The 21,505-nt window shown below is 56.9% G+C and carries 20 protein-coding genes, 2 pseudogenes and 1 riboswitch; of the genes and pseudogenes, 11 read left to right on the top strand and 11 right to left on the bottom strand.

The genetic code is table 11. The features are described from left to right. Positions 1 to 6 precede the first annotated feature (6 nt). Entirely contained in the window at positions 7 to 966 is a 960-nt protein-coding gene (locus tag GVK32_RS25780; RefSeq protein ID WP_227697905.1) for a DHHA2 domain-containing protein, read from the bottom strand. A gap of 42 nt (positions 967 to 1,008) precedes the next feature. Beyond that, positions 1,009 to 1,083: riboswitch (Fluoride riboswitch) on the bottom strand. A gap of 258 nt (positions 1,084 to 1,341) precedes the next feature. Between GVK32_RS25780 and GVK32_RS25775 the strand changes: the two genes are divergently transcribed. The 3 genes from GVK32_RS25775 (at position 1,342) to GVK32_RS25765 (ending at position 3,026) form a co-directional block, all read left to right on the top strand. Then, on the top strand, positions 1,342 to 2,019 hold the full coding sequence (locus tag GVK32_RS25775) for a transporter substrate-binding domain-containing protein (protein WP_159873457.1): 678 nt from the start codon (positions 1,342 to 1,344) through the stop codon (positions 2,017 to 2,019). Positions 2,020 to 2,114: 95 nt separating this feature from the next. Beyond that, positions 2,115 to 2,606, top strand: coding sequence for a GNAT family N-acetyltransferase (locus GVK32_RS25770; protein WP_159873455.1), 492 nt, complete (start codon positions 2,115 to 2,117; stop codon positions 2,604 to 2,606). 174 nt (positions 2,607 to 2,780) lie between these two features. Then, positions 2,781 to 3,026: a DUF2543 family protein gene (locus GVK32_RS25765; protein WP_159873453.1), complete on the top strand. Its 246-nt coding sequence runs from the start codon at positions 2,781 to 2,783 to the stop codon at positions 3,024 to 3,026. Positions 3,027 to 3,083: 57 nt separating this feature from the next. Here GVK32_RS25765 and GVK32_RS25760 read toward each other — a convergent pair whose 3' ends face one another. The 3 genes from GVK32_RS25760 to bdcA form a co-directional block, all read right to left on the bottom strand. Continuing rightward, on the bottom strand, positions 3,084 to 3,545 hold the full coding sequence (locus GVK32_RS25760) for an RES family NAD+ phosphorylase (protein WP_159873451.1): 462 nt from the start codon (positions 3,543 to 3,545) through the stop codon (positions 3,084 to 3,086). Then, positions 3,542 to 3,985 (bottom strand): antitoxin Xre/MbcA/ParS toxin-binding domain-containing protein, encoded by a 444-nt coding sequence (locus GVK32_RS25755; RefSeq protein ID WP_159873449.1) that lies wholly within the window; start codon positions 3,983 to 3,985, stop codon positions 3,542 to 3,544. The genes GVK32_RS25760 and GVK32_RS25755 overlap by 4 nt, the downstream gene beginning before the upstream one ends. A gap of 141 nt (positions 3,986 to 4,126) precedes the next feature. Continuing rightward, complete coding sequence (gene bdcA / locus GVK32_RS25750; protein WP_159873447.1) at positions 4,127 to 4,840, bottom strand: SDR family oxidoreductase; 714 nt, start codon at positions 4,838 to 4,840, stop codon at positions 4,127 to 4,129. Between the two features lie 73 nt (positions 4,841 to 4,913). Here bdcA and GVK32_RS25745 point away from each other — a divergent pair, with 73 nt between their 5' ends. Further along, positions 4,914 to 5,507, top strand: a complete 594-nt coding sequence (locus GVK32_RS25745) for a TetR/AcrR family transcriptional regulator (protein WP_227697904.1) — start codon at positions 4,914 to 4,916, stop codon at positions 5,505 to 5,507. 29 nt (positions 5,508 to 5,536) lie between these two features. Here GVK32_RS25745 and GVK32_RS25740 read toward each other — a convergent pair. Together GVK32_RS25740 and GVK32_RS25735 are read right to left on the bottom strand one after the other, a co-directional pair. Next, positions 5,537 to 5,758, bottom strand: a pseudogene (locus GVK32_RS25740) (SDR family oxidoreductase); the annotation flags it as partial. Positions 5,759 to 6,066: 308 nt separating this feature from the next. Then, positions 6,067 to 6,504, bottom strand: a complete 438-nt coding sequence (locus GVK32_RS25735) for a GNAT family N-acetyltransferase (protein ID WP_159873443.1) — start codon at positions 6,502 to 6,504, stop codon at positions 6,067 to 6,069. Between the two features lie 316 nt (positions 6,505 to 6,820). On the opposite strand from GVK32_RS25735, the gene oxlT reads away from it, so the two are divergent. Continuing rightward, positions 6,821 to 8,095 (top strand): oxalate/formate MFS antiporter, encoded by a 1,275-nt coding sequence (gene oxlT / locus GVK32_RS25730; RefSeq protein WP_159873441.1) that lies wholly within the window; start codon positions 6,821 to 6,823, stop codon positions 8,093 to 8,095. A gap of 53 nt (positions 8,096 to 8,148) precedes the next feature. Here the strand turns inward: oxlT and pgtP are convergent, their stop codons facing one another. Then, positions 8,149 to 9,528 carry a phosphoglycerate transporter PgtP gene (pgtP, locus tag GVK32_RS25725; RefSeq protein WP_159873439.1) on the bottom strand — a complete coding sequence of 460 codons (1,380 nt, stop codon included), beginning with the start codon at positions 9,526 to 9,528 and terminating at the stop codon, positions 8,149 to 8,151. Positions 9,529 to 10,029: 501 nt separating this feature from the next. Between pgtP and GVK32_RS25720 the strand changes: the two genes are divergently transcribed. Genes GVK32_RS25720 through GVK32_RS25710 form a run of 3 tightly spaced genes read left to right on the top strand, consistent with a single transcriptional unit; the run spans position 10,030 to position 14,490 of the window. Next, positions 10,030 to 11,256: an ABC transporter substrate-binding protein gene (locus GVK32_RS25720; protein WP_227697906.1), complete on the top strand. Its 1,227-nt coding sequence runs from the start codon at positions 10,030 to 10,032 to the stop codon at positions 11,254 to 11,256. Beyond that, the gene (locus GVK32_RS25715; RefSeq protein ID WP_159873437.1) at positions 11,253 to 13,265 is read left to right on the top strand and encodes an ATP-binding protein; all 2,013 of its coding nucleotides are present in this window, start codon (positions 11,253 to 11,255) and stop codon (positions 13,263 to 13,265) included. Before GVK32_RS25720 ends, GVK32_RS25715 begins: the two co-directional genes overlap by 4 nt. Next, positions 13,246 to 14,490 carry a sigma-54 dependent transcriptional regulator gene (locus tag GVK32_RS25710; RefSeq protein WP_159873435.1) on the top strand — a complete coding sequence of 415 codons (1,245 nt, stop codon included), beginning with the start codon at positions 13,246 to 13,248 and terminating at the stop codon, positions 14,488 to 14,490. The genes GVK32_RS25715 and GVK32_RS25710 overlap by 20 nt, the downstream gene beginning before the upstream one ends. A gap of 22 nt (positions 14,491 to 14,512) precedes the next feature. Here GVK32_RS25710 and GVK32_RS25705 read toward each other — a convergent pair whose 3' ends face one another. After that, positions 14,513 to 15,838, bottom strand: a complete 1,326-nt coding sequence (locus GVK32_RS25705) for a uracil-xanthine permease family protein (protein ID WP_159873433.1) — start codon at positions 15,836 to 15,838, stop codon at positions 14,513 to 14,515. Positions 15,839 to 15,892: 54 nt separating this feature from the next. Next, entirely contained in the window at positions 15,893 to 17,017 is a 1,125-nt protein-coding gene (locus tag GVK32_RS25700; protein WP_159873431.1) for an aryl-sulfate sulfotransferase, read from the bottom strand. 202 nt (positions 17,018 to 17,219) lie between these two features. Between GVK32_RS25700 and GVK32_RS25695 the strand changes: the two genes are divergently transcribed. Then, a complete protein-coding gene (locus tag GVK32_RS25695) occupies positions 17,220 to 18,230 on the top strand; it encodes a LacI family DNA-binding transcriptional regulator (RefSeq protein ID WP_159873429.1) in 1,011 nt (336 codons plus the stop codon). A 147-nt stretch (positions 18,231 to 18,377) separates the two neighbouring features. Here the strand turns inward: GVK32_RS25695 and GVK32_RS25690 are convergent, their stop codons facing one another. Then, on the bottom strand, positions 18,378 to 19,481 hold the full coding sequence (locus tag GVK32_RS25690) for an NADH:flavin oxidoreductase/NADH oxidase (RefSeq protein WP_159873427.1): 1,104 nt from the start codon (positions 19,479 to 19,481) through the stop codon (positions 18,378 to 18,380). A gap of 48 nt (positions 19,482 to 19,529) precedes the next feature. Next, on the bottom strand, positions 19,530 to 19,766 hold the full coding sequence (locus tag GVK32_RS25685) for a hypothetical protein (RefSeq protein WP_159873425.1): 237 nt from the start codon (positions 19,764 to 19,766) through the stop codon (positions 19,530 to 19,532). Positions 19,767 to 20,018: 252 nt separating this feature from the next. Between GVK32_RS25685 and GVK32_RS25680 the strand changes: the two are divergent. Continuing rightward, positions 20,019 to 21,059 (top strand): annotated as a pseudogene (locus tag GVK32_RS25680) (ISNCY family transposase); the annotation flags it as partial. A gap of 35 nt (positions 21,060 to 21,094) precedes the next feature. After that, positions 21,095 to 21,505: hypothetical protein (locus GVK32_RS25675; RefSeq protein ID WP_227697907.1), on the top strand; the 411-nt coding region annotated here is incomplete at its 3' end.

Raw genomic sequence — 21,505 nt, 5'->3', positions numbered from 1 at the left:
TAAATATCACGATCGCTCATCCGCTGCGGCCAGGCGCTCGGTCAGCCAGGGCAGAATTTCCTTTTTTCTGCTGGTCATGCCCGGGAGGGAAACCTGCTGGCTGGGGATAAGGCTGTTGGGCGTGAAGTAGAGTACGGAATGGTGATGGGTAATGTCGGTTAGCATCAGCACAACCATCTCCAGCCCCATATCGAACCTGGCGCGCTCCATCTCCTGCTTCAGCCCGGGTAAATGCGGGTTAATATCCGCCATGTCGCGAACCTCAATCTGCGCGAGCAGAAGAGAGACGCCGTGGATCCGGTAATTTTTTGCATCGCGATGCAGCAGCTGCGCGGCGGACTGACCCGCCAGAGAGGTTTTCGCTGCCAGCTGCCCGGAGACGAAGGCGTCGTAATCAACGCCGGCAATGTCGCGCAAAACCGCCACCGCTTCGCGGTCCCGCGCCGTGGTGGTGGGGCCGCTGAGGGCAACCGTATCGCTGAGTATGGCTCCCAGCAGCAGGGTCGCCTGGGCCGCGCTAAGCGGCATCGGGCTCTCCGTGGTCAGGATGGTGAGAATAACCGTCGCGCAGCAACCTACCGCGCGGATCCAAACGTCCGGCGGATTTTTGGTCACCAGGGTTCCCACGCGATGGTGGTCAATAATACCGATCACATCGCTGTCGGGGAGCGTTAGCGGACCTTGTTCAACGTCGGTGAAATCAACCAGCCACACCTTTTTATCGGTCAGATCGTCGTGGAGTAAATCCGGCGGCGCGACTCCCGCAGCCTGTAGGATATAGCGCGTTTCCGGGGTTAATTCCCCCAGGCGGAAAGGGCGAGCCGGCCTGGCGGTATAGTTGAGCCAGTCGGCGACAACCAGCGCGCTGCAGATCGTGTCGCTATCGGGATTGCGATGACCAAAGACGTGAATAATCGACGCCGGCGCGGCGCCAGGCAGTACGGAAAAAGAGGTTTGATTGTGCATAGCAGCTCCTGACATACGTCTCCGTGGGGGAACAGAAATAATTGTATATCAGGCGTCATCATCCGGTTCGACAGCGCCGGCGGTTGGGAAAGGTGGAACACCATCACCTTGTCGGCAAACCTTATCCGAGGCGTAAAGAGAAATCAATCACCGGCGATGATCAATCGGAAGCGATCCAGCGCGCCGATCCGCGCTTTTTACGCGAAATAGTCGGACTGCGGCTCTGCACGGTGAGCATAAATGACGCTATATTTTGGGGGCGCTAAGCGTATTTAGCATCGCCGGCTGACGCTGCGGGATGCCCGGTTTCGCGCTTCAGGCCGGGCAGCCGGTGAACTTCAGCCCCTCAATATTATCGCTTCAGGGAGATACGACATGAGCGCCGCCAAACCCCTACGTTTCGCGATTAACCTCGGTAACGCCGTTCTGGCACAAACCCTTACGGACGGGCAGCCGGGTGGAATTACGCCGGAGATTGCCGGGCGTATTGCGGCAGAGCTGGGCGCGACGCTGCAGTTTGTCACCTATCCGGCTGCGGGCAAGGTGGTGGACGATGCGCAAAATGATAGTTGGGATATTGCCTTTCTGGCGATCGATCCTGCGCGCGAAGAGACGCTGCGCTTCACCCAGCCCTATATCACTATTCAGGGGACCGTGCTGGTCAAGGCGCAGAGCCCGTGGCAGAGCGTCGCCGAAATGGACAAAGAGGGCGTGGTGATTAACGTCGGCAAGGGCGCGGCTTACGATCTGCACCTGACGCGGCAGCTGCGCTTCGCCACGCTTAACCGTCTGGCCTCATCGCAGGCGGCCATCGATGCGTTTATCAGCGGCGAAGGCGATATGGCCGCGGGCATCCGCCAACCGCTCGAACGTGCCGCCGCCGGGCACCCCGGCTTTCGCGTGCTGGCCGATAGTTTCGTTCAGATAAACCAGGCGATTTGCGTTCCTCGACGCAATGACGGGCCCTATCAACGGCTGGTTGCTCTGCTAACGCAATGGCAGCAGGACGGCTCGGTGCAGCGAATGATTGACCGCCATCTGGCCGAGCAGTAGGCCCGAATAACTCGGTGGCATCGAGAATGCCGCGCAAAGCGGCCGCCTGCAGCGTATTATGCTCGCAACCACATGAGTATAAAGAGGTTCAGGTCATGACTACCCTCGTTTTACGCCAGGCGACGCTCGCCGATGCCAGCCGCTGCTACGCGATTGAAATCACCTCTTATGAGGGCGATGAAGCCGCGACGTTAGAAAAAATCACGACCCGCATCGCGCAATATCCGCAGGGCTTCCTGTGCATGGAGATCGCGGGTGAAATCGTCGGCTTCATCAACGCAGGCTGTGCCTGGGAGGTGGTGATGTCCGATGAGGAGTTTAAGGAGCTGGTCGGGCACGATGCCGCGGCGCCCAACGTGGTGATTATGTCGGTGGTAATGCACCCCGATTTCCAGGGTAAGGGCTATTCATCTCTGCTGATGCGCGAATTTCTGTCGCAGATGCGGTCGATGAATAAGAAGACCGTTCATCTGATGTGCAAGGACCGTCACGTCGATCTCTACGCCCACTTCGGTTTTCAGTACATCAAGCCGTCGGCCTCCGATCATGGCGGCATGGCGTGGCATGAAATGATGCTGACGCTTTAATCTTCATTGCCCCCCGGTGGTTAACATTGCGGCTGATACGCAGAGAGAAGGGCGTGCGCCGTTGAATTATAGGGTAGAATCGCCCGATGGGGCGTAAGCCTGCGCCGGGTAAAAGAGGCGGGTTTACGCGTCGGGCGTTCAGTCAATCAATATCAACCCATGAGGAAAGACGTAATGACCAATGAAATACCGCTGAAGTTTTATGACATCGTGGATGAGTATGCGACTGAATCAGCTAAACCGGTCAGCGAGTCCGAACGCGATCCGCTGGCCGCCTATTTCCAGGCGCTGATCACCCGCCTGATGGCTAACGAAGAGATCAGCGAAAACACGCAGAAAGAGCTGGCCGCCGAGGCCGGGATAGCGGAGTCGCGGATCGATGATATTGCGGAATTTCTCAATCAATGGGGCAACGAGTAGCCGCTCTCTGTGATGTCAGTGCTATAGAGCGCGGGAGCGACTGCGGGATGCGGTTTATTAGGCCTTAAGACGAGTATCAAAGCGGAAGGGGATCCTTTTTACGCTTGCCAGCAGATCGAAAACGGCAGGGTGTTGAGGATTGAATAGATAGTTATACTCCACCGGCGACAGGGCGCTCGGTACGCGTAATGCCGCTGATGCCGCGCTCGCGGCCCACTCGTCACCGTAGCGTGCCAGCCGGGCAGGCGCATCCTCGCGGGCCCAGTCCGCGGGGAGTGAGGCCGGATCGATGGTCAGCACCTGGTCGTCCGGTACGTCAATGCTCAGCAGCGTGAAATCATCCAGCAGCTGCGGAGCATTGATATGCACCAGCGTTTCCAGCATGGTCAGAGAGGCGGCTTCCGACAAATAGACCATTGCCGTACCAACGCTGTTCCAGCGGCCGCCGGCCTCTTTCGCCCCAAAACCAGACCAGGCGGTCGTCAGAAAGTGGGTTTTAGTCAGGCGGTAGAGGATCACGAATAGACCCCGTGCTCCACGCGCGTGATCAGGCGCATCACCTCCAGCGCGCCGGTTTCAGAAGAGACCACCTCGGCCGGCGTTTTCCAGCCGAGCGCGCGGTTGGGTTCATTCATCCACTTCTGCGCCGCCTCTTTATCACCTTCGAACAGCTCGACCGCCCGCTCGATAACGCGAAGAATGCGCACCAGGCGCTCGCTTTGGTCGGCGGAAAAGCGCGATTTAATGCTGCGGTTAAAGGTGGTATTCGCAATACCTGACATTTTGCGCAGTTCGGCAGGGGTGATCTCCGCCCATGCGGAAATTTGCCGGGCGACGGAACCTTCCAGCCCGTGGCTAATTTTACCCATCAGCGCAATGCCGTCCTCAGCGTCGAGGCCGATGGCGTGCCAGGGGCTAAGATTTTTTTCTGCGCTATCGGTCGGGGAATAGAATTTCATGGCAAACCTCCCATTTGGTACAAAAATTATACCATATGGAATGCGTTCGGCCAGCGGTGCGGAGCCACATTTCCCGCACCGGATCGGCAATTGGTCTCAAGGATGGCTTAACAGGCCACGCGCGGTGGCCTTTATAGGGGCCTATGCGCCAAATGCGCCGTCGATGGTGTGCATGGCGCCGGTGACGAAGGAAGCCTCAGGGCCTGCCAGCCAGGCAACCATTCCCGCCACTTCTTCGGGACGGCCGTGCCGTTTAATGGCCATAAAGCTGTGCATCAACTCCTTCATCGGGCCATTCTCCGGGTTAGCATCGGTATCGATAGGGCCGGGCTGAACGACGTTGACCGTAATCCCGCGCGGGCCAAAATCACGCGCTAAGCCGCGCGCCAGCCCCTGTAGCGCCGATTTGCTGACGGCATAGGATGCCATTCCTGCGATGGGCATGCGATCGCCATTCACCGAGCCGATAACAATAATGCGTCCGCCATCCGGCATTTTACGCGCCGCCTCGACCGCAGCATGGTAGGGGGTGTGAATGTTGATACGGAACAGACGATCGACGGCATCGCTGTCCTGCTCCAGCGCATCGCCGAAGAGGGCGATCCCGGCGTTGACGACCAGCAGATCCAGCGGTCCGCTGTCGCGCACCAGCGCTATCACCGCCTCGCGGTCGGCGCTGTCCGCCTGCACCGCGATGCTGCCGGTTTCTGCCGCCAGCGTAGCCGCCGCCTCTGGCGATCCGGCGTAGCTAAAGACCACCGAGGCGCCGTCTGCGGCAAAGCGCCGCACGATAGCCGCGCCAATACCGCGACTCCCGCCCAAAACCAGTACCGATTTCTGTTGTGATGCAGCCATAGCTCGTTCCTCATGATATTGTAGTGAGGATTACAATATGCTTCGGCAAATCACGCTGTCAAGGAGTAATGTAGTGAGCACTACAAAACAGATCCGCCCCCCGGGACGCCCTCGCCGGTTCGATCCGCTGCAGGCCGTTGAGGTCGCGCAACGGCTTTTTCACTCCCGGGGCTATGACGCGGTCAGCGTCGCCGACCTGACAAAGGCGTTCGGCATCAATCCGCCCAGCTTCTACGCCGCGTTTGGCAGCAAGCTCGGGCTGTATAACCGCGTGCTGGATCGCTATAGCCGCATCGGGGCGATTCCCTTTGCGCAGCTTCTGCGCGATGACCGTCCGGTGGTGGAGTGTCTGATGGCCGTGCTGCACGAGGCGGCAAGGCGCTACGTTGCCGACCCGACGGCCGCCGGATGCCTGGTGCTGGAGGGGATCCACTGCAACGACCGGCCTGCGCGCGAGGCCGCGAGCGAGCTGCATACCGCCGCGGAAGACAATATTCGGGCCTATATCGCCCGACGCTATCCGCAGGACGCCGTGCGGCTGACCGACTTTATCAGTACCCTGATGGCCGGCCTTTCGGCAAAAGCGCGGGCGGGGGATAGCCTGGAGCGGCTGGAGGAAACCGTACGCCTGGCGGGTCTGGCGCTGGAACAGCTGCTGCCTCGCTGAGGCCAGACACTGTTGGCAGGAGTTAGGGACTAGATGGTCTGCCCGCCCGAGACCTCGATACGCTGTGCGGTCACCCAGCGGTTATCGTCCCGCAGCAGGCTGGCGATCATCGGTCCGATATCGTCGGGAACGCCGACGCGTCCGAGTGCGGTCATTGCGGCAAACCGGGCGTTGATCTCGGCGTTGTCGCGCACCAGCCCGCCGCCAAAATCGGTTTCAATGGCGCCAGGCGTGACGGTATTGACGGTAATTAAAATCGCATCCACATATACTTTTAAAGTAACCTGCAGGCGAGATTATTATTAAATAACATTGCTGTTTTATTTCAGCCGGATTAATTGCGCATAAAAATCATGTTGGCCCGTCGGCGGCTGATTAAATGACTTGAGTAGGCGGATGGCATTAATATTTAGCACTGTAATGTGGTAGGCCGTCGGGCTAATAATCTTATGGTTAAACCAAATTCAGCCATACGCATTAAGTTAGGCCCGCCAGGCAGCGGTCATGTTCAAGGTTCCAGCCACCCCGATGCGCAGCGGCACAGCAAACTGCGCGAGGGCTACCAGGCCGCCTTACGTTCCAGCAGGCGATACTCTCCCTCGTCGCTTGTTCCTTCGCGAACCATCACAAAGTCGCAGGTTTTATAGAAGGCCAGCGCGAGGTCATTGCGCGTCAGGCACTTCAGCTGATAGCCATGCTGTTGCCACCCGGGCAAGGCCCGTAGCAGCATTTTACCGACGCCGCATCCCTGATATGCCGTTGCGACGTGTAAATGATGAATAAAATGCCCCGGCATCCAGACCGAGATAAAACCAGCCACTTCGCCCTGGGCGTCCTGTGCCAGCCAGAGGGTTTCTCCCTCGGTCTGCTTGTCCAGATCGCTCAGGTGAAAATCGCTCACGTTGAGCCAGGTGAAGGTCCGACAGCGCGATACCAGAAACAGGCGCAGTAAAGCCGGCCAGTCGTGTCGGGTGGCCTGACGAACGGCAATAATCATGCTCTCTCTCCCTGGTCTGCGGATTCGCCAGTATATCGGATCCCGCTTTCTCTGTGCACATGCCTGAAACATGGCCTCGCACATCTGAGGTGCAGCGAACGCCCCTTGCCCCGTTACCTTCTTGGCATGAAATTATTTAACTAACTGATAAATAACAACTATAAATCCTGGCATGCTTAATGCTTAGCAGTGTAAGTATCGGAGCAGAGAGGAGAAATGCAGTGGTTCAGATCGTACCAACAGAGAGCAGACCGGGGAGCGCCATGGGCGCGGAGACTTTTCGCAAGGTGCAATTAATGGAACACAGGAGCTGCCGATGACCGTTCTCAGAGAACCTTTAGTGGTTGCAAAATGGGGTAAATGGACCCAGCTTACGCTCGGCCTGATCTGCATGGCCTCGATTTCCAGCCCGCAATATGTCTGGACGCTGTTGACCAGACCGTTGACCGAGAAGCTGGGGGTTGGGTTAGCGGAATTACAGGTGACTTTCTCGCTGTTAATTATCCTGCAGACTTTCTTTTCCCCGTTCCAGGGACGGCTGGTTGAGAAATTCGGCCCGCGGCTGCTGATCTCCCTCGGCACGGTGATGGCGGGGCTCAGCTGGGTGCTGTCTGCGCAGGTCAATGGCCTGGCAGCGCTGTATCTGGTCTACGGCTGTCTGGGAGGCCTGGGTACCGGGATAGTCTACATCGGCGTGGTCGGGTTGATGGTGAAGTGGTTTCCGCAGCACCGAGGCTTTGCCGCCGGCGCCGTCGCCGCGGGGTATGGTATGGGAGCGATTATGACCACCTTTCCCATTTCCCTCTCGCTGGTCAGCAACGGGCTCGAACAGACCATGACCATCTTCGGCATTATTTTTGCCGCCGTTGGTCTGCTGGCCAGCCAGGGGCTGAGGCTTCCTCCCGATCGGGGAGCGCTGCCGGTTAGCCAGCGCGTGGCGCAGAGCACCCGACAGTTCACCTCCCGTGAAATGCTGCGCCAGCCGCTGTTCTGGCTGATGTTCACGATGATGGCAATGATGTCCACCTCCGGGCTGATGGTGACCTCGCAGATGGCGGTCTTTGCCGAAGATTTCGGCATCAGCAAAGCGGTGGTGTTCGGGATGGCGGCGTTACCGCTGGCGCTGACTATCGACCGTTTCACCAACGGCCTGACGCGACCGCTGTTCGGTTTTATCTCCGATCGCTATGGTCGGGAGCAGACGATGTTCATCGCCTTCGCGCTGGAAGGCGTAGCGATGATGCTATGGCTGGCGTGTCGCGACGATCCGCTGCTGTTTGTACTGCTCTCCGGGGTGGTGTTCTTTGGCTGGGGGGAAATTTTCTCGCTCTTCCCCTCGACGCTGACCGACACCTTCGGCAGCGAATATGCGGCCTCAAACTATGGCTGGCTGTATATCTCGCAGGGAATTGGATCGATATTTGGTGGCCCGCTGGCGGCGCTGCTGTACCAGCATACTCACGGCTGGCACGTGGTCTTCAGCTGTGCGATCGCGCTTGATTTTGTGACCGCCGCGCTGGCTATTGGTCTGTTAAAACCGTGGCGAGCGCGGTTTATCAGGCAGCACGGCGCGAATTCCGCCATGCGCTAACGCGTCCCCCGACGACCCGCTATCGCCGTCGTCGGGGGATGTTTGTTAAATGCTTATGCCAGCGCCAGCGCCTGCTCTTCGGCCGCCAGCTGACGCTTGCGCTCCAGCTCCAGCGCGCCGCGATGCGACAGATAGCAGAACAGAATGCAGCAAATAACCCCGCCCATGAGCAGATAGAAGCCGCCGTGCCAGCCCAGATTGTCGACCATGACCCCGAACAGGCTGGTGCCCAGCGAGGCGCCGAAGATATAGCTCATAAAACCGCGCAGGCCGACGGCGGAGCCGACCGCGAAGCTCGGAACGATCTCCATGGTCTGTACCGAGGCCAAAAATTGCGGCACGTAAATCAGGCAGCCGACGATGGCGGCAAACACCGTGACCATAAGCAGCGAGTCGCTTTTCCAGTAACCCAGCAGGCAGAAGAAGATAAGTGCCATGCAAATCATCGCCAGCGGCATCCGGCGGCCCTTAAATACCTTATCAGACAGCCAGCCGGCCAGCAGGGTGGACGGAATGGCCGCCCATTCGAAAAACAGAAACGCGACGCTCATCTCCTGTTTGGTGAAGTGTTTCACCGACAGCAGATAGATGGGCAGCCAGCTGATCATGCCGAAGCGCACCATATAGACAAAGACGTCGACCATCGACACATACCAGGCGTTTTTATTCTTCAGCACGTAGGTACAAAAAATCTGCCATGCGCTCATGTTTTCCGGCGCCTTTTCGACTTTACCGGTATTCAGCAGCACTTTCTCTTCTGGCAACATTTCGTCCAGCGCCGGCAACCCTTCGCTGCGCGGCGAGCCTTTACCGAGTACCAGCACCACGAATGCAAACAGTACCGCCACCGCCGCAGGTACGATATAGCTGGCGGTTTGCCAGTGTTCTGAACCGAGCAGCGCAAACGCAGTGCCGACGATAGGGGCGACAATTCCGCCGCCGACGTTATGCGAGATATTCCAGAACGCACCGACGCGGCCGCGTTCGCGACGTGGGAACCAGTTGGCGATGGTAATGAATGAGGGCCCAACGCCCATCCCCTGAAACAGTCCGTTGATCACCACCAGCACGACAAAGATCCAGAACGCGCTGCTAAAACCCAGACCAACGTTAACAATGGCGCACATGACAAGGCCAAAGGCCATAAAGACCTTTGGGCTGGCCTTGTCTGCCAGGCTGCTCATCACGCCTTTGCTGATACCGTAGGCGATCAGCATACAGCTGCTGAGCATCCCTATCTGGGTGGCGCTGAGATCGAGCTGCTCTTTCAGGTACGGCGTCGACAGCATGAAGTTATTGCGCACAATGTAGTAGGCGAGGTAGCCAAGAAACACGCTGAGTAATGCCTGGATACGATAGCGTTGGTAAGTGGGCCTTATTTGTTGCGCAGGAACCGGCGCCGCGGCGATCTTTTGTTTTAATAATGAAAACATGTTTAAGTACCTATATTAGGTTATCGGTAATGAATCATGACGATCAAAATTGGTGGTGTGATATGCGAAATGGATTGTGGTGAAAATAAATCAACAAAACAATCAGACCTATTTGAGTCAGATTTGACTCAAATACAAAAATAGGGTGGAGGTTTTTGACTCAAAATGTATTTTTGCCTTCGCCTTATCATTCGGGGATAATTGTTATGGGCTTGACGCTCCGCCATATCCTTGCGGGAAATAGCCGGGCGTTCGTTAGTTTGATCATCTTAACAGTATGATTTTAATGAGGGTGGTAGGCTACCGTCTCTTTTCGGAGATTAAACAGGATATTGGTTTTCTCCGCGATTAATCGAGGCGTTATCTATAAATGAACTTTTTTGTCACAAACCGGCGCGCGGTTTTATTTATTATTTTCCCCGTTTTATGAAAATGATCACAAAACGATGGCAGCCAAAAGGACGCAATATGGGTAAGCGGTTAAATAAACAGCAGCGAAGTATGGTTGTCGTTGGTTTATTTCTCAGCCTGCTGACGGTATTTCCCGTACAGGCAAAAAAGAGTGAACTGGTGATTGCCACAACGTTTTCGCCCGACGCCACCGCCTATATCATCAGCCGCTGGCAAACCCAGCCGCAGTCGGTGATTATCCGCACCCTTAACCGTACCAGCGCCTCCCTGGAACAGCTGCTGGATAGCGCCGGGGGGGAGAATATCGATCTGGTGCTGACCTCTTCGCCGATGCTGCTGCAGCATCTGCAGGAACATCAGCGTCTGGCGGCCTACCCGGATGCGCCAGCGCAGTCCCAGCAGCTGGTACCGGAATCAATCCGCAGTACCGCCGTCGCGGTGGCCATCTCCGGCTTTGGGCTGTTAATTAACCAGCGCAACCTCAGCGAACGCCATCTGCCGCTGCCCGCCAGCTGGGACGATCTGATGCAGGCGCGCTATCAGGGAACCCTGTTGATGAGCAGTCCTTCCCGTTCCGATACCAACCATCTGATGGTGGAGTCGCTTTTGCAGCAGGAGGGGTGGCAGCAGGGGTGGGAAACCATATTGAGCGTGGCAGGGAACCTGATAACCATTTCCAGCCGCAGCTTTGGCGTGGCGGATAAAATTAAAAGCGGTTTGGGCTCGGTCGGTCCGGTCATTGATAACTACGCTAACCTGCTGCTTGACGACCCGAACCTGACGTTTCGCTACTTTCCCCACTCGGCCGCCTCGCCAACCTATGTGGCGCTGATCCGCCATAACCCATACCCGGCGGAGGCCCGGCGCTTTATTCAGTTTCTGCTGAGCCCGGAGGGGCAGCAGGCGCTGTCGGATACCAATACCGGGAAGTATTCTATTATCCCGGACCCTGGCAACGGCGTGCGTGCGCGGCAGCAGCATCAGCTACTGAGCGAGCCCTCCCTCAATTATCAGCTGATCCTGCAGCGCCAGAGCCTGGTGCAAACGCTGTTCGACACCGCCATCAGCTTCCGCTTGTCCCAGCTGAAAGATGCCTGGCGCGCGCTGCATAACGCCGAAGCCCGGCTTAAGCGACCGCTGCCGGAGATCCGCGCCCTGCTGACCGCCATGCCGGTAAGCGCCCGGCAAAGCAGCGATCGGCGCTACCTCGAGCAGTTGGATAATAAAGAGCAGGCCGAGCAGTTGATGATGGAATGGCAGCTTTTTTTTCAGGAGCAGCAGCGGCAGGCGATTGAGCAACTGGAGAATCTGAAATGAGGCTCCCCGATTTTATTAAAAGCCTGACCATCAGCGCCAGCCTGCGCGGCGCCTTCCTCGCCGGGGCGCTGCTGACGCTAATCGTTAGCGGCGTCAGCCTGTACTCCTGGCACGAGCAAAGTTCGCAAATCCGCTATGCCCTGAATGACTATTTCCCTCGGATCCAAACCTCATTTCTGATTGAAAACAACCTGAACACCGTCGTCGATCAGCTTAACGAATTTCTTCTGGCGGCCAATACCACCTCGCGGCTGCAGCTGCGCAACCAGATCCTGCAGCACCTCGATCAAATTGCCGCTCTCAGCCAGCGCCTCGACGCGCCGGAGCGCCGGCAAATCGAACTGATGCTGAGGGACAGTCGCCAGCTCCTCACCAGGCTTGACCGTTCGCTGTACAGCATGTTTATCGCCCGCGAGAAGGTCAACGAAACCACCGCGCGGATTAACTGGCTGCATGAGGATTTTACCACCGAGATGAACTCTCTGGTGCAGGATTTCAGCTGGCAGCAGGGCGCGCTACTCGATCAGATGGAGGCAAAACCGGGGAATGCCATTCCCCGGCTACAGGCCAATCTGCGGGCGGTGCAGGGGGAGCTGCAGCAGGTCTATACCCTGGCGCGTATTGAAAATCAGATTATCAGCGACCTGCGCGACCAGCTCACCGAGGTGCAGTCCAGCACGGAGGGCAGCGGCAATATAGAAGGGCATATTCGCTATTTGTCCTATCTGAAAAAAACCGCCGGCGACAACATGCACCTGCTGGAAGGCTATCCCAGTACGATAACCCTGCGCCAGACGATTGATGAACTCCTCGATATCGGGATTGCCGAAAATAAAATGCCGGCGGCGATCCGCGAATATATTCGGGCACAGCGCGTGCTATCGCAGGTGACGCAGGATAAGGAAACGACGCTGGCCCGCTTTCGCGCCCAGCTGGAATCTCAGCTCAGCGACAGCCACGGCAAAATGCGCACCTTCAATCAGCGCCTGGAGCATACCATGTGGTTCAGCGGGAGCCTGATTCTGATCGCCACGCTGCTGGCGCTGATCCTCGCCTATTTACTCAACCACTATTTTATCCGCTCGCGGCTGGTGAAACGCTTTAACCAGCTTAACCAGACGGTGGTCCGCATCGGGTTAGGCGACGTTAACGCCGATATTCCTGTTTACGGCGAAGATGAGCTGGGACGCATTGGTAAACTCCTGCGCCATACTCTCGGCCAGTTAAATCAGCAGCGCCAGCTGCTGGAGCGCGAAATTATCGAGCGAAAACGAGTGGAAACGCATCTGCGAACCACCCAGGATGAACTGGTACAGACCGCCAAGCTGGCGGTGGTTGGCCAGACCATGACCACCCTGGCGCACGAGATAAACCAGCCGCTCAACGCGCTGTCGATGTATCTCTACAGCGCGCGCAGCGCCATCAGAAACGGGCAGGCGGATAGTGCCGGTCAGACGCTGAGCAAAGCCGAGGGGCTGATTGGCCGCATTGACGCCATTATCCGCAATCTGCGGCAGTTTACCCGCCGCCCGGAGGTCGATGCGCCCGCCAGCCCCGTCGACCTGCGCCATGCTTTTACCGCCGCCTGGGAGCTGTTATCCCTGCGGCATAAGCCGCTGCACGGCGCGTTGCATCTGCCGCCAGGCGCCGTGCAGGTGCTGGGAGACGAGGTGCGGATCCTGCAGGTGCTGGTCAACCTGCTGACCAACGCGCTGGATGCGGCGCAGGGCGCACCCGACATTACGGTAGCATGGGGAGAGTCAGCGGAAGGCTGGACGGTAACGATCGCGGATAACGGCTGCGGCTGGCCGCTGGAGCTGGCCGACTCGCTGCTGAAACCGTTTGTCACCAGCAAGCAGCTGGGGCTGGGGATCGGTCTGTCGATCAGCGAATCTTTGATGCGGCAGATGGGCGGGCATTTACGGCTGGCGTCGACGCTGAGCCAGCATGCCTGCGTTGTTTTGCAATTCTTACCAACGGATGTCAACCATGCTCACTCATCAACATAATATTCTGCTGATTGACGACGACAGCGACGTGCTGGATGCCTACGCTCAGCTGCTGACGGAGGCCGGACACCGGGTGTATGCCTGTCGCGATCCGCTGATGGCGCAGGATCTGGTGAGCGAGGAGTGGGCGGGTATCGTGCTGAGCGATGTCTGTATGCCGCATTGTTCCGGTATCGATTTGCTGAAGATCCTGCTGAAACATGACCCTCATCTGCCGGTGATGCTGATTACCGGCCACGGCGACGTCCCGATGGCCGTCGACGCCGTTAAAAAAGGGGCATGGGATTTTTTGCAAAAACCGGTTAACCCGGAGCAGCTGTTAGGCCTGGTCGATAAAGCGCTGGCCCAGCGCCAGGCGCAGGTCGTGCGGCGGCAGTGGCAAAAGGAGCAGCTGGAGGACAACCTGATCGGCCGTAGCGAATGGGTCATGCAGGTGCGGCACACGCTGCGGCAGCTGGCAGAAACCGATATCGCGGTCTATTTGCATGGCGAACGGGGCACCGGGCGTACGCTGGCGGCGTGCTACATGCATCGTCTCAGCTCACGCCATGCGCAGCCGATTATCTTCGGCGACATCCTCGAAGATCAGGACGCGCCGCTCAATGAATGGATAGCTCAGGCGCAGGGCGGGACGCTGGTTCTGCGCAATATCGAGTTCCTGACCCAGGCTCAGCAGCATATGCTGGCGCATCTGCAGGGGCAAGACGTGCTGCCATTTCGCCTGGTCGGCATCGGGCTACAGCCGCCGATCGCCATGGCCGGCAATAGCCGCATTATCCCCGATTTATACTACTGCTTTGCCATGACCCAGCAGCATTGCCCGCCGCTTTCACAGCGGCTTGACGATATCGAGCCGCTGTTCCTGCACTACCTGCAACAGGCCTGTTTGCGCCTGAATAACCCTGTACCCGAGCTTCCGCCGGCGCTGGCTAAAAAACTGATCGCGCGCCCCTGGCCGAATAACGTTCGCGAGCTGGCCAATGCCGCCAAATTGTTTGCCGTCGGGGTGATGCCGCTGGCCGATATCCCAAACCCCGTGCTGCACGCCGTTGAGCCTGTTCAGCTCGACCAGCGGGTCGAAGATTACGAGCGGCAGATTATTGTCGAGGCCCTGAATATCCACCAGGGCCGCATTAACGATGTCTCCGAATATCTGCAGATCCCGCGCAAAAAACTCTATTTGCGGATGAAAAAGTTTGGTCTAAACAAACATCACTATCGTTAACGGGCTAAAGCGGGGTATCGGTTCAGCCTTTTAGCCGCACGGCGGCCCGCCTTTCGCTCACCAGGAATAACGAGTTAACGGCGATCGCGGTGAGCGTACCGGCCGCCATGCCGTTACCCAGCACCATCTGCACTCCGGCGGGGAAATTCTGGTACAGGCCGGGCACGAGAATCGGCAGCATACCCATCGCTAAACCGGTGGCTAAGGCGTAGGTTTTACCCGGCTTGTGCAGCGGCTCGCGGGCAATCATATCAATGCCGATGACCCCAATAATACTGAAGACAATCACCGCCGTCCCGCAGACCACCGGACCGGGCAGGCAGGCGGCAAAGCGCACCAGCGGCGAAAACAACGCAATCAGGATTAACAGCAGCCCGGCGAGCGCCGTGACGTGGCGTGATTTGACGTTAGTGGTCCGCACCACGCCGATATTCTCGCCGGAGGTGATGATCAATGACGTACCGAAAACGCCGCCCAGCAGCGAGATAACGGCATCGCCGCGGATGGTGCGGGGAATGGCCTGATGGACGTTTTGTGTCGATTTGACGATCTCCGCGGTGGCAATCGTTTGCCCGGTCGCTTCAGCCATAGATATCACCGCATAGATCAGCAGCGGCAGCGACGCTGAGAGGTTAAAGATTGGCCAGCCGAACGGAAACAGCTGCGGCAGGCTGAACAGCGGCCCCTGACTGACGTCGCCAAAATCGGCGCTGCCGAGCACGATTGCGAGCAGGGTGCCTGCCAGCAGACCGAACATAACCGACAGCTGACGCAGGATGCCGGTGAACGCCAGGGCGAAGATCAGCGTAATCAGGATAGTCACCAGCGCCAGAATAATGTTTGCTGGCTGGGCAAAGTGGCTGCTCCCCGGCTGACCGATAATGAGCCCACCGTACAGGCGAATCAGGTTGATGGAGACCAGTAGCAGCATAATCCCGATGATAAACGGCGGGAAATGGTGCAGAAAGCGGCGAAAAACGGGGAGGGCAATAAAATAAAACAGCGATGTTAAGATCACCGCGCCAATTGCCGTCTGGATATTGGTCTGCAAAGCGATAGCGATGAAGAGAGCGATCGGCGCACCGCCCGGGACCATAATAAACGGCAGACGCGCGCCGAAGCTGCCGATACCGAGACTTTGCAGGATCGCCCCCAGCCCGCACATCAGAAAGGTGGCGCTCAGCAGCGATGTGGTGACGCCATCGCTGAAGTGAAGCGCCTGGGCAATGAGAAAAACGGCGGCGATCGGCGTGGCGGCCACAACCAGCACGTGTTGCAGGGCCAGCAGCAGCTTAGTTTGCCAGCGCAAGGCTTCGTTTTCCGGCACGACGGAGTCAGAATAGGGCATAAATGCCTCCCAAAGACGTGATAAATCCCCGCCGACCGCGCCGGCGAAGAGCGATTATTTCAGCCACGGTACTGCATCGGCGGCGTAGCGGTGCGCGCGGAAGGCGCTGTTTTGCTTACCGGGAATAATCCCCTTGCTAAGATGCTCCGGGTATTCATTGAAGTAAGGAATAATGTATTCCCACACCGTTTCTCCCTGCGGCGTGACTTCAAACAGGCGGCCGAAGGCAGACTCGCAGATAAAGGTATTGCCGTTGTCCAGGCGCTGTGCGCTTCCCATGTAGGGTGAGAAAAAGGCCGGCGGGAAAATATCGCGATATTGCCAGCGTATAGCCAGGGTGTGCGGGTCGAACTCCAGCACCGTGGAGTGCGGAGAGGTTACGCCGGGGCGCAGGTTGCCGTTATCGAATACCAGAATCGACCCACTATCCGTCTCGATCGGGGTATGCTGCTGGGCGACAACGTTCGGACCCGCGTGCCAGACCACGCTGTCGGTCTCTTTATTGACGGCAATCACTCCGGAAGTAGTGCGCAGGCTCATCAGCACCAGGCCGTCGCGGGTGACCGACAGACCGTTGATCATCGGCCAGTGGCGGCGGTCAAAGATCTCATGAACCGGAAAATCTTCCGGGGCCAGATGCTCCCAGGCGCGCCATTCCCATACCACTTCACCGTCGCGATTGACCTCTTTGACGACATCGCTCTGTATGATGCCGTCCGGCGCATCGCGGCGCGGATCGCCGCCGGCGACGCGGGCGGCGATGTCAGCTGGCAGCGGAGCCGCCGCGGTATACAGCAGGTTACCGTTCGCCAGCCACTGCGCGTCGTGGTGATGGAAGATATCCTCATAATGCCAGACCACTTCGTTATCCGGAGTGACTTCATAAAAATCGCCGCCGTGCCAGAGATCCCAGGCCGGATAGAGGCTGGCCGACGTGCGGTGGCTGCCGTTATAACCGAGGTTACCGTTAGGCAGCAGTACGGCATCGCGTCCTGCCCGTACCGGGAGCTGCCACTGGTGCGCCACTTCTCCCCGCTCATCAACCAGATAGACCCGCCCTTCGGCGGTTTGTGGGGCAAAGAGCGTATAGCCGCCGAAGCTTTTCTCCATGTTGGCGAGGGTCAGCCCGCCCGGACGACGCCCGAGGGTGAATGTAGGATCCTGAGATAAGTGCGCCACGTAGCCTCCTGAAGCGATTATTTTCTAGCAAAATATGCCATTAAAACGTTTTAATGAAGAAGTATTAGATAGGAATGCTCGCCAGAGAGCTACGGTAAACGGCCACTTTTTTAATATGATTTTGTTATGTAATAGTGCCGAAATTCATACCCTGGAAATGTGCTACCCTGAGCGTAAACTCTCGGGAGGGACCGCCAGCCAGATGACTGCTCAAGATAAAAAACGCGCCAGGCTCATTGACGTTGCACGCCTTGCCGGCGTATCGCCCGGAACCGTGTCTAATGCGTTACATCACACCCGTTTTGTCGAACCTGAGACCCGGCAGCGCATTGAGGAAGCGATTCAGGCGCTGAACTACACGCCGAATATTCGCGCCCGCCAGCTGCGTACCGGGAAAACCAACACCATTGCGCTTCTTTCTTCCTTGCCGCTGACCATCGCTTCCGGAGCCTCAAAGCTGGGTTTTATGATGGAGATCGCGCTTACGGCGGCGATTATCGCGCTGGAGAAGCAGCATGCGCTGATCCTGGTCCCGCCCGGGAAGAACCCGCTGGACATGGTGACCTTTGATGCCGCCATTTTGCTGGAACCCGCCGAAAACGATCCGCAGCTGCGGGCTCTGCAGCAGGCGGGGATCCCCTGTATTACCATCGGCCGAACGCCGGGAACGCCGACGCCGGTACCGTGGGTGGAGCTGCATTCGGCGGCGACGGCGAAACTGCTGCTGAGCCACCTGCAGGCAGAAGGCGCCGATTGTTGCGCGCTCTTTGTCGGGCATACGCCGCGGACTTCCGCGCTGGAAACCGAGGCCGCCTATCGCCTCTGGTGCGAAGGGCGGCAGGCGCCGGTTATCTATTACCTTGATGAGCAGGAAGGGGAAACGGCTGGCTATCAGGCGGCGCGTCAGATGTCGCAGGAACATCCCGAAGTCAATGGCGTCCTGGTGCTGGTTGATACCTTTGCCAGCGGTGCCGTGCGCGCCTTTCACGATGCGTCGATCGCCATGCCGCGGCAGATGCGCTTAGCCACCCGCTATGACGGTATTCGCGCCCGGGAATCCCAGCCGCCGCTGACGGCGGTGAACATGCACCTCGACGAGGTCGCTCGTCAGGCCGTCACGCTGCTGTTTGAAGTGCTGGCCGGTCATCACGTGAGCGGCAGCCGCGGACAGAGGCCGGAATTGGTGGTCAGAGCCTCGAGCAGAGCATCGTAAGCCGCCGCGCTGGCGGCGGGTCGCCTGAATCTGGAAACAGCAGGAAGGTGTCGGCGTTTCGCATATCACACTGAACCTCAAGCCAGGCCAGCGCCCGGCGAAAGCGGTATAAATGCGCGATGCTTGCAACGGACATCGCGCATTTATTCAGGACTTGAACAAGTTCTTCAGCGTATGGGGCTGACAACGAAGGTACTGATTAGGCGCATGAACCTGAGCACCAAGCGCTGCCGCAGCATGCCACGGCCATCTTGGATTATAGAGCGCGCCACGGGCAATACCGATGATATCGGCATCCCCGCTTGCCACGATAGATTCCGCATGCTCTGGTTCGGTAATTAGGCCTACCGCCACAACAGGGATACCCACTGCGGCTTTAACCACTCTTGCCAGCGGAACCTGGTAACCGGGATAAACATCAATTTGCTGGTCGGGGTGCAGACCACCGCTGGAGACATGTATGGCATCGACGCCATGTGCTTCAAGCATTTTAGAAAACGCCACGGCTTCCTCGAGGCTAAATCCGCCGTCGAACCAGTCGGTTGCGGAAATACGCACGCTGATTGCTTTATCTGCAGGGAATGCCTCGCGCACCGCATCGACTATTTCCAGCGGAAATCTGGCTCTGTTTTCCAGCGAGCCGCCGTAATTATCCGTTCTCCGGTTAGACAGCGGTGATAAAAACTGATGCAGCAGGTAGCCATGTGCCGCGTGGATCTGAATAAGATCAATGTTAAGTCTTGCCGCACGTTTTGCAGCTTCAGCAAATTGGCGGCGAATTTCGGCTAAGCCGCTGTTGTCGAGAGCGATAGGGGGGGTATAGCCGTCGCTGTAGGGCACCACAGAGGGCGCCAGAGTTTGCCAGCCGCCTTGCTGGTCGGGCGGTATTTGACCGTGTCGATCCCATGGCTTATAGGTTGACGCTTTTCGTCCCGCATGCGCCAGTTGAATGCCAACGGGAATATCTGACCACTGACGGATGGCTTTGAGGACTCGGGACATTGCTTCCTCGGTATTGTCATCATAGAGGCCAACATCAGCATAGGTGATTCGGCCTTCGGGTGATACGGCCGTCGCCTCTATGGTGAGCAGGCCCGCGCCCGATTGCGCCAGCTGTCCCAGATGAAGAATATGCCAGTCATTCATACAGCCATCCTCTGCGGAATACTGGCACATTGGGGCAATTACGATACGATTATCAAGTGCAAGATTGCGGATGCGCAACGGTGTAAATAGCTTGGGTTTAGACATATTTGTCACTCCGGGTTGAAGCATTAGAAACAGGGCTGGCCGTGTGCGTCAGCAGTCTTCTGGATGATTTTGCTGAAGGCCCCAGACCTGGTCAAAAAGGAAATAATTTGCCGATGGTGTGGCCAACTTTTTGCCGCCGATAAACGTCGTCAGGCCGCTGAAATAGTTTTTGGCTTTGCGTTCCTCAAGGTAACCGAGCGATGCCTCAACAATGATAATTTTCATTAACAATAGCTTATTGCTATCTGCAAATGAACATCCAGTTTGCGCAAAGGCAGATTGCATCAGATGCAATATTCTGGTGATACGCAGCGCGTCAAAATGTAAAGGGAAGGGTGATTATGGTTTCTGATGGGCTATGGATGCTGGCGAATCTGTGAGCTTTATAATCAATTTAACATAATATACATTATGCGCACCAATGCTGTAGTGGCTCAATGCTAATGTCTATTTGTGGCTCATTAGGAATGTCCAGGCTATAGTTTTCAAACCTGTATGTCTAGTCAACGACTCACTTTTCCTGATGAGGAGTTTTCTATGGCTATACATGACGCCGGGATGTTCACCGTGAAAGAAATCAACCGCCTCAAAATCCTTCAGGATGTCATTGAACGTAACCTGCGTCCTGGCCAGGCGGCCGAGATGCTCGGTATCACGCCACGTCATTGCAGCCGTCTACTGAAACGTTATCGCCAGTCCGGGCCGCTTGGTATGAACAATCAGAGTCGCGGTCGCACTGGTAATCGCCTGTTGCCCGCGTCACTGACTGACCTGGCTCTGGGTATCATACGAGAACGCTACCGCGATTTTGGCCCCACGCTGGCACGGGAGAAACTGGAGGAAGTCCACGGCCTGGTCCTGGGCAAGGAAACCATCAGACGTCTCATGATAAAAGCCGGACTTTGGATCCCCCGCAGACAACGCGCACCGAAAATTCATCAGCCCCGTTACCGGCGGCCCTGTACTGGCGAGCTGATACAAATTGACGGCTGTGACCATCATTGGTTTGAAAATCGGGGTCGGCCCTGTACGGCACTGGTCTATGTTGACGATGCCACCAGTCGTCTGATGCACCTGTTGTTTGTGAAATCTGAGTCCACCTTTACCTATTTTGAAGCGACCCGTGGCTATATCGAGAAATACGGTAAGCCCATGATCCTTTACAGCGATAAAGCCAGCGTATTCAGAGTCAATAATAAGCACGCCACCACTGGTCCCGGTGAAACCCAGTTTGCCAGGGCCATGCGCTGCCTCAATATAACCCCACTCTGCGCGGAAACTAGCCAGGCGAAAGGTCGCGTGGAACGCGCCCATCTGACACTTCAGGATCGACTGGTTAAGGAACTCAGACTTAAAGGGATCTGTACGATAGACGCAGCGAATGCGTTTGCGGAAGAATACATGGCCGATTACAACCGGCGCTTTTCCAAAGCACCTCTGCATGATTTTAACGCGCATCGACCGCTGACATTAGACGATGACCTGGATGCGGAATTTACATGGCGAGAGCCCCGTCGTGTGTCAAAAAGTCTGACCGTACAATACGATAAAATGCTCTATCTGATTGAGGACAGCGAAAATGCATTTAAAGGGAATAAAAATATAAGGATCAAATGATGACAACAAGCGATATCATTGCATCATTAGCCCTTCTGGTAACAATTGCCTGTCAAGTGCGCTCCGAGCTAAAGTCAAAAAAAAGTGATTCTGAACAGCGGGTTATGAAGGATGAGCAAGATAGACTACGTAAGCTGCTTCTTCAGAAAGAAACAAATTCGGCAATAAATGAAATGAAGGCTGAGCTTGGTGCTCGTCTTGTTAAGGTATCAAAAAATAACTACAGGCTTAAGATATTCAATAGAGGCAAAATTGAGGCCAGAAGTATAGAAATTCAATTCGCCACACTCAGTGAGGCCGAAATCGCGGAATACTGTCGTAAAAAAGGACTTTATCCTGAACAGATTATTCAGTGGAAACAGGGTTTTATGCAGACTGAAAACCCTGATGATAAAGCCGCGCTAAAA

Origin of the sequence: Klebsiella sp. 18074 (genome assembly GCF_902705905.1) — a bacterium.
Classification (GTDB): Bacteria; Pseudomonadota; Gammaproteobacteria; order Enterobacterales; family Enterobacteriaceae; genus Klebsiella; species Klebsiella terrigena.
Note: the sequence above shows the minus strand (reverse complement) of the source record. Positions and strands in the feature narration are given on the sequence as shown.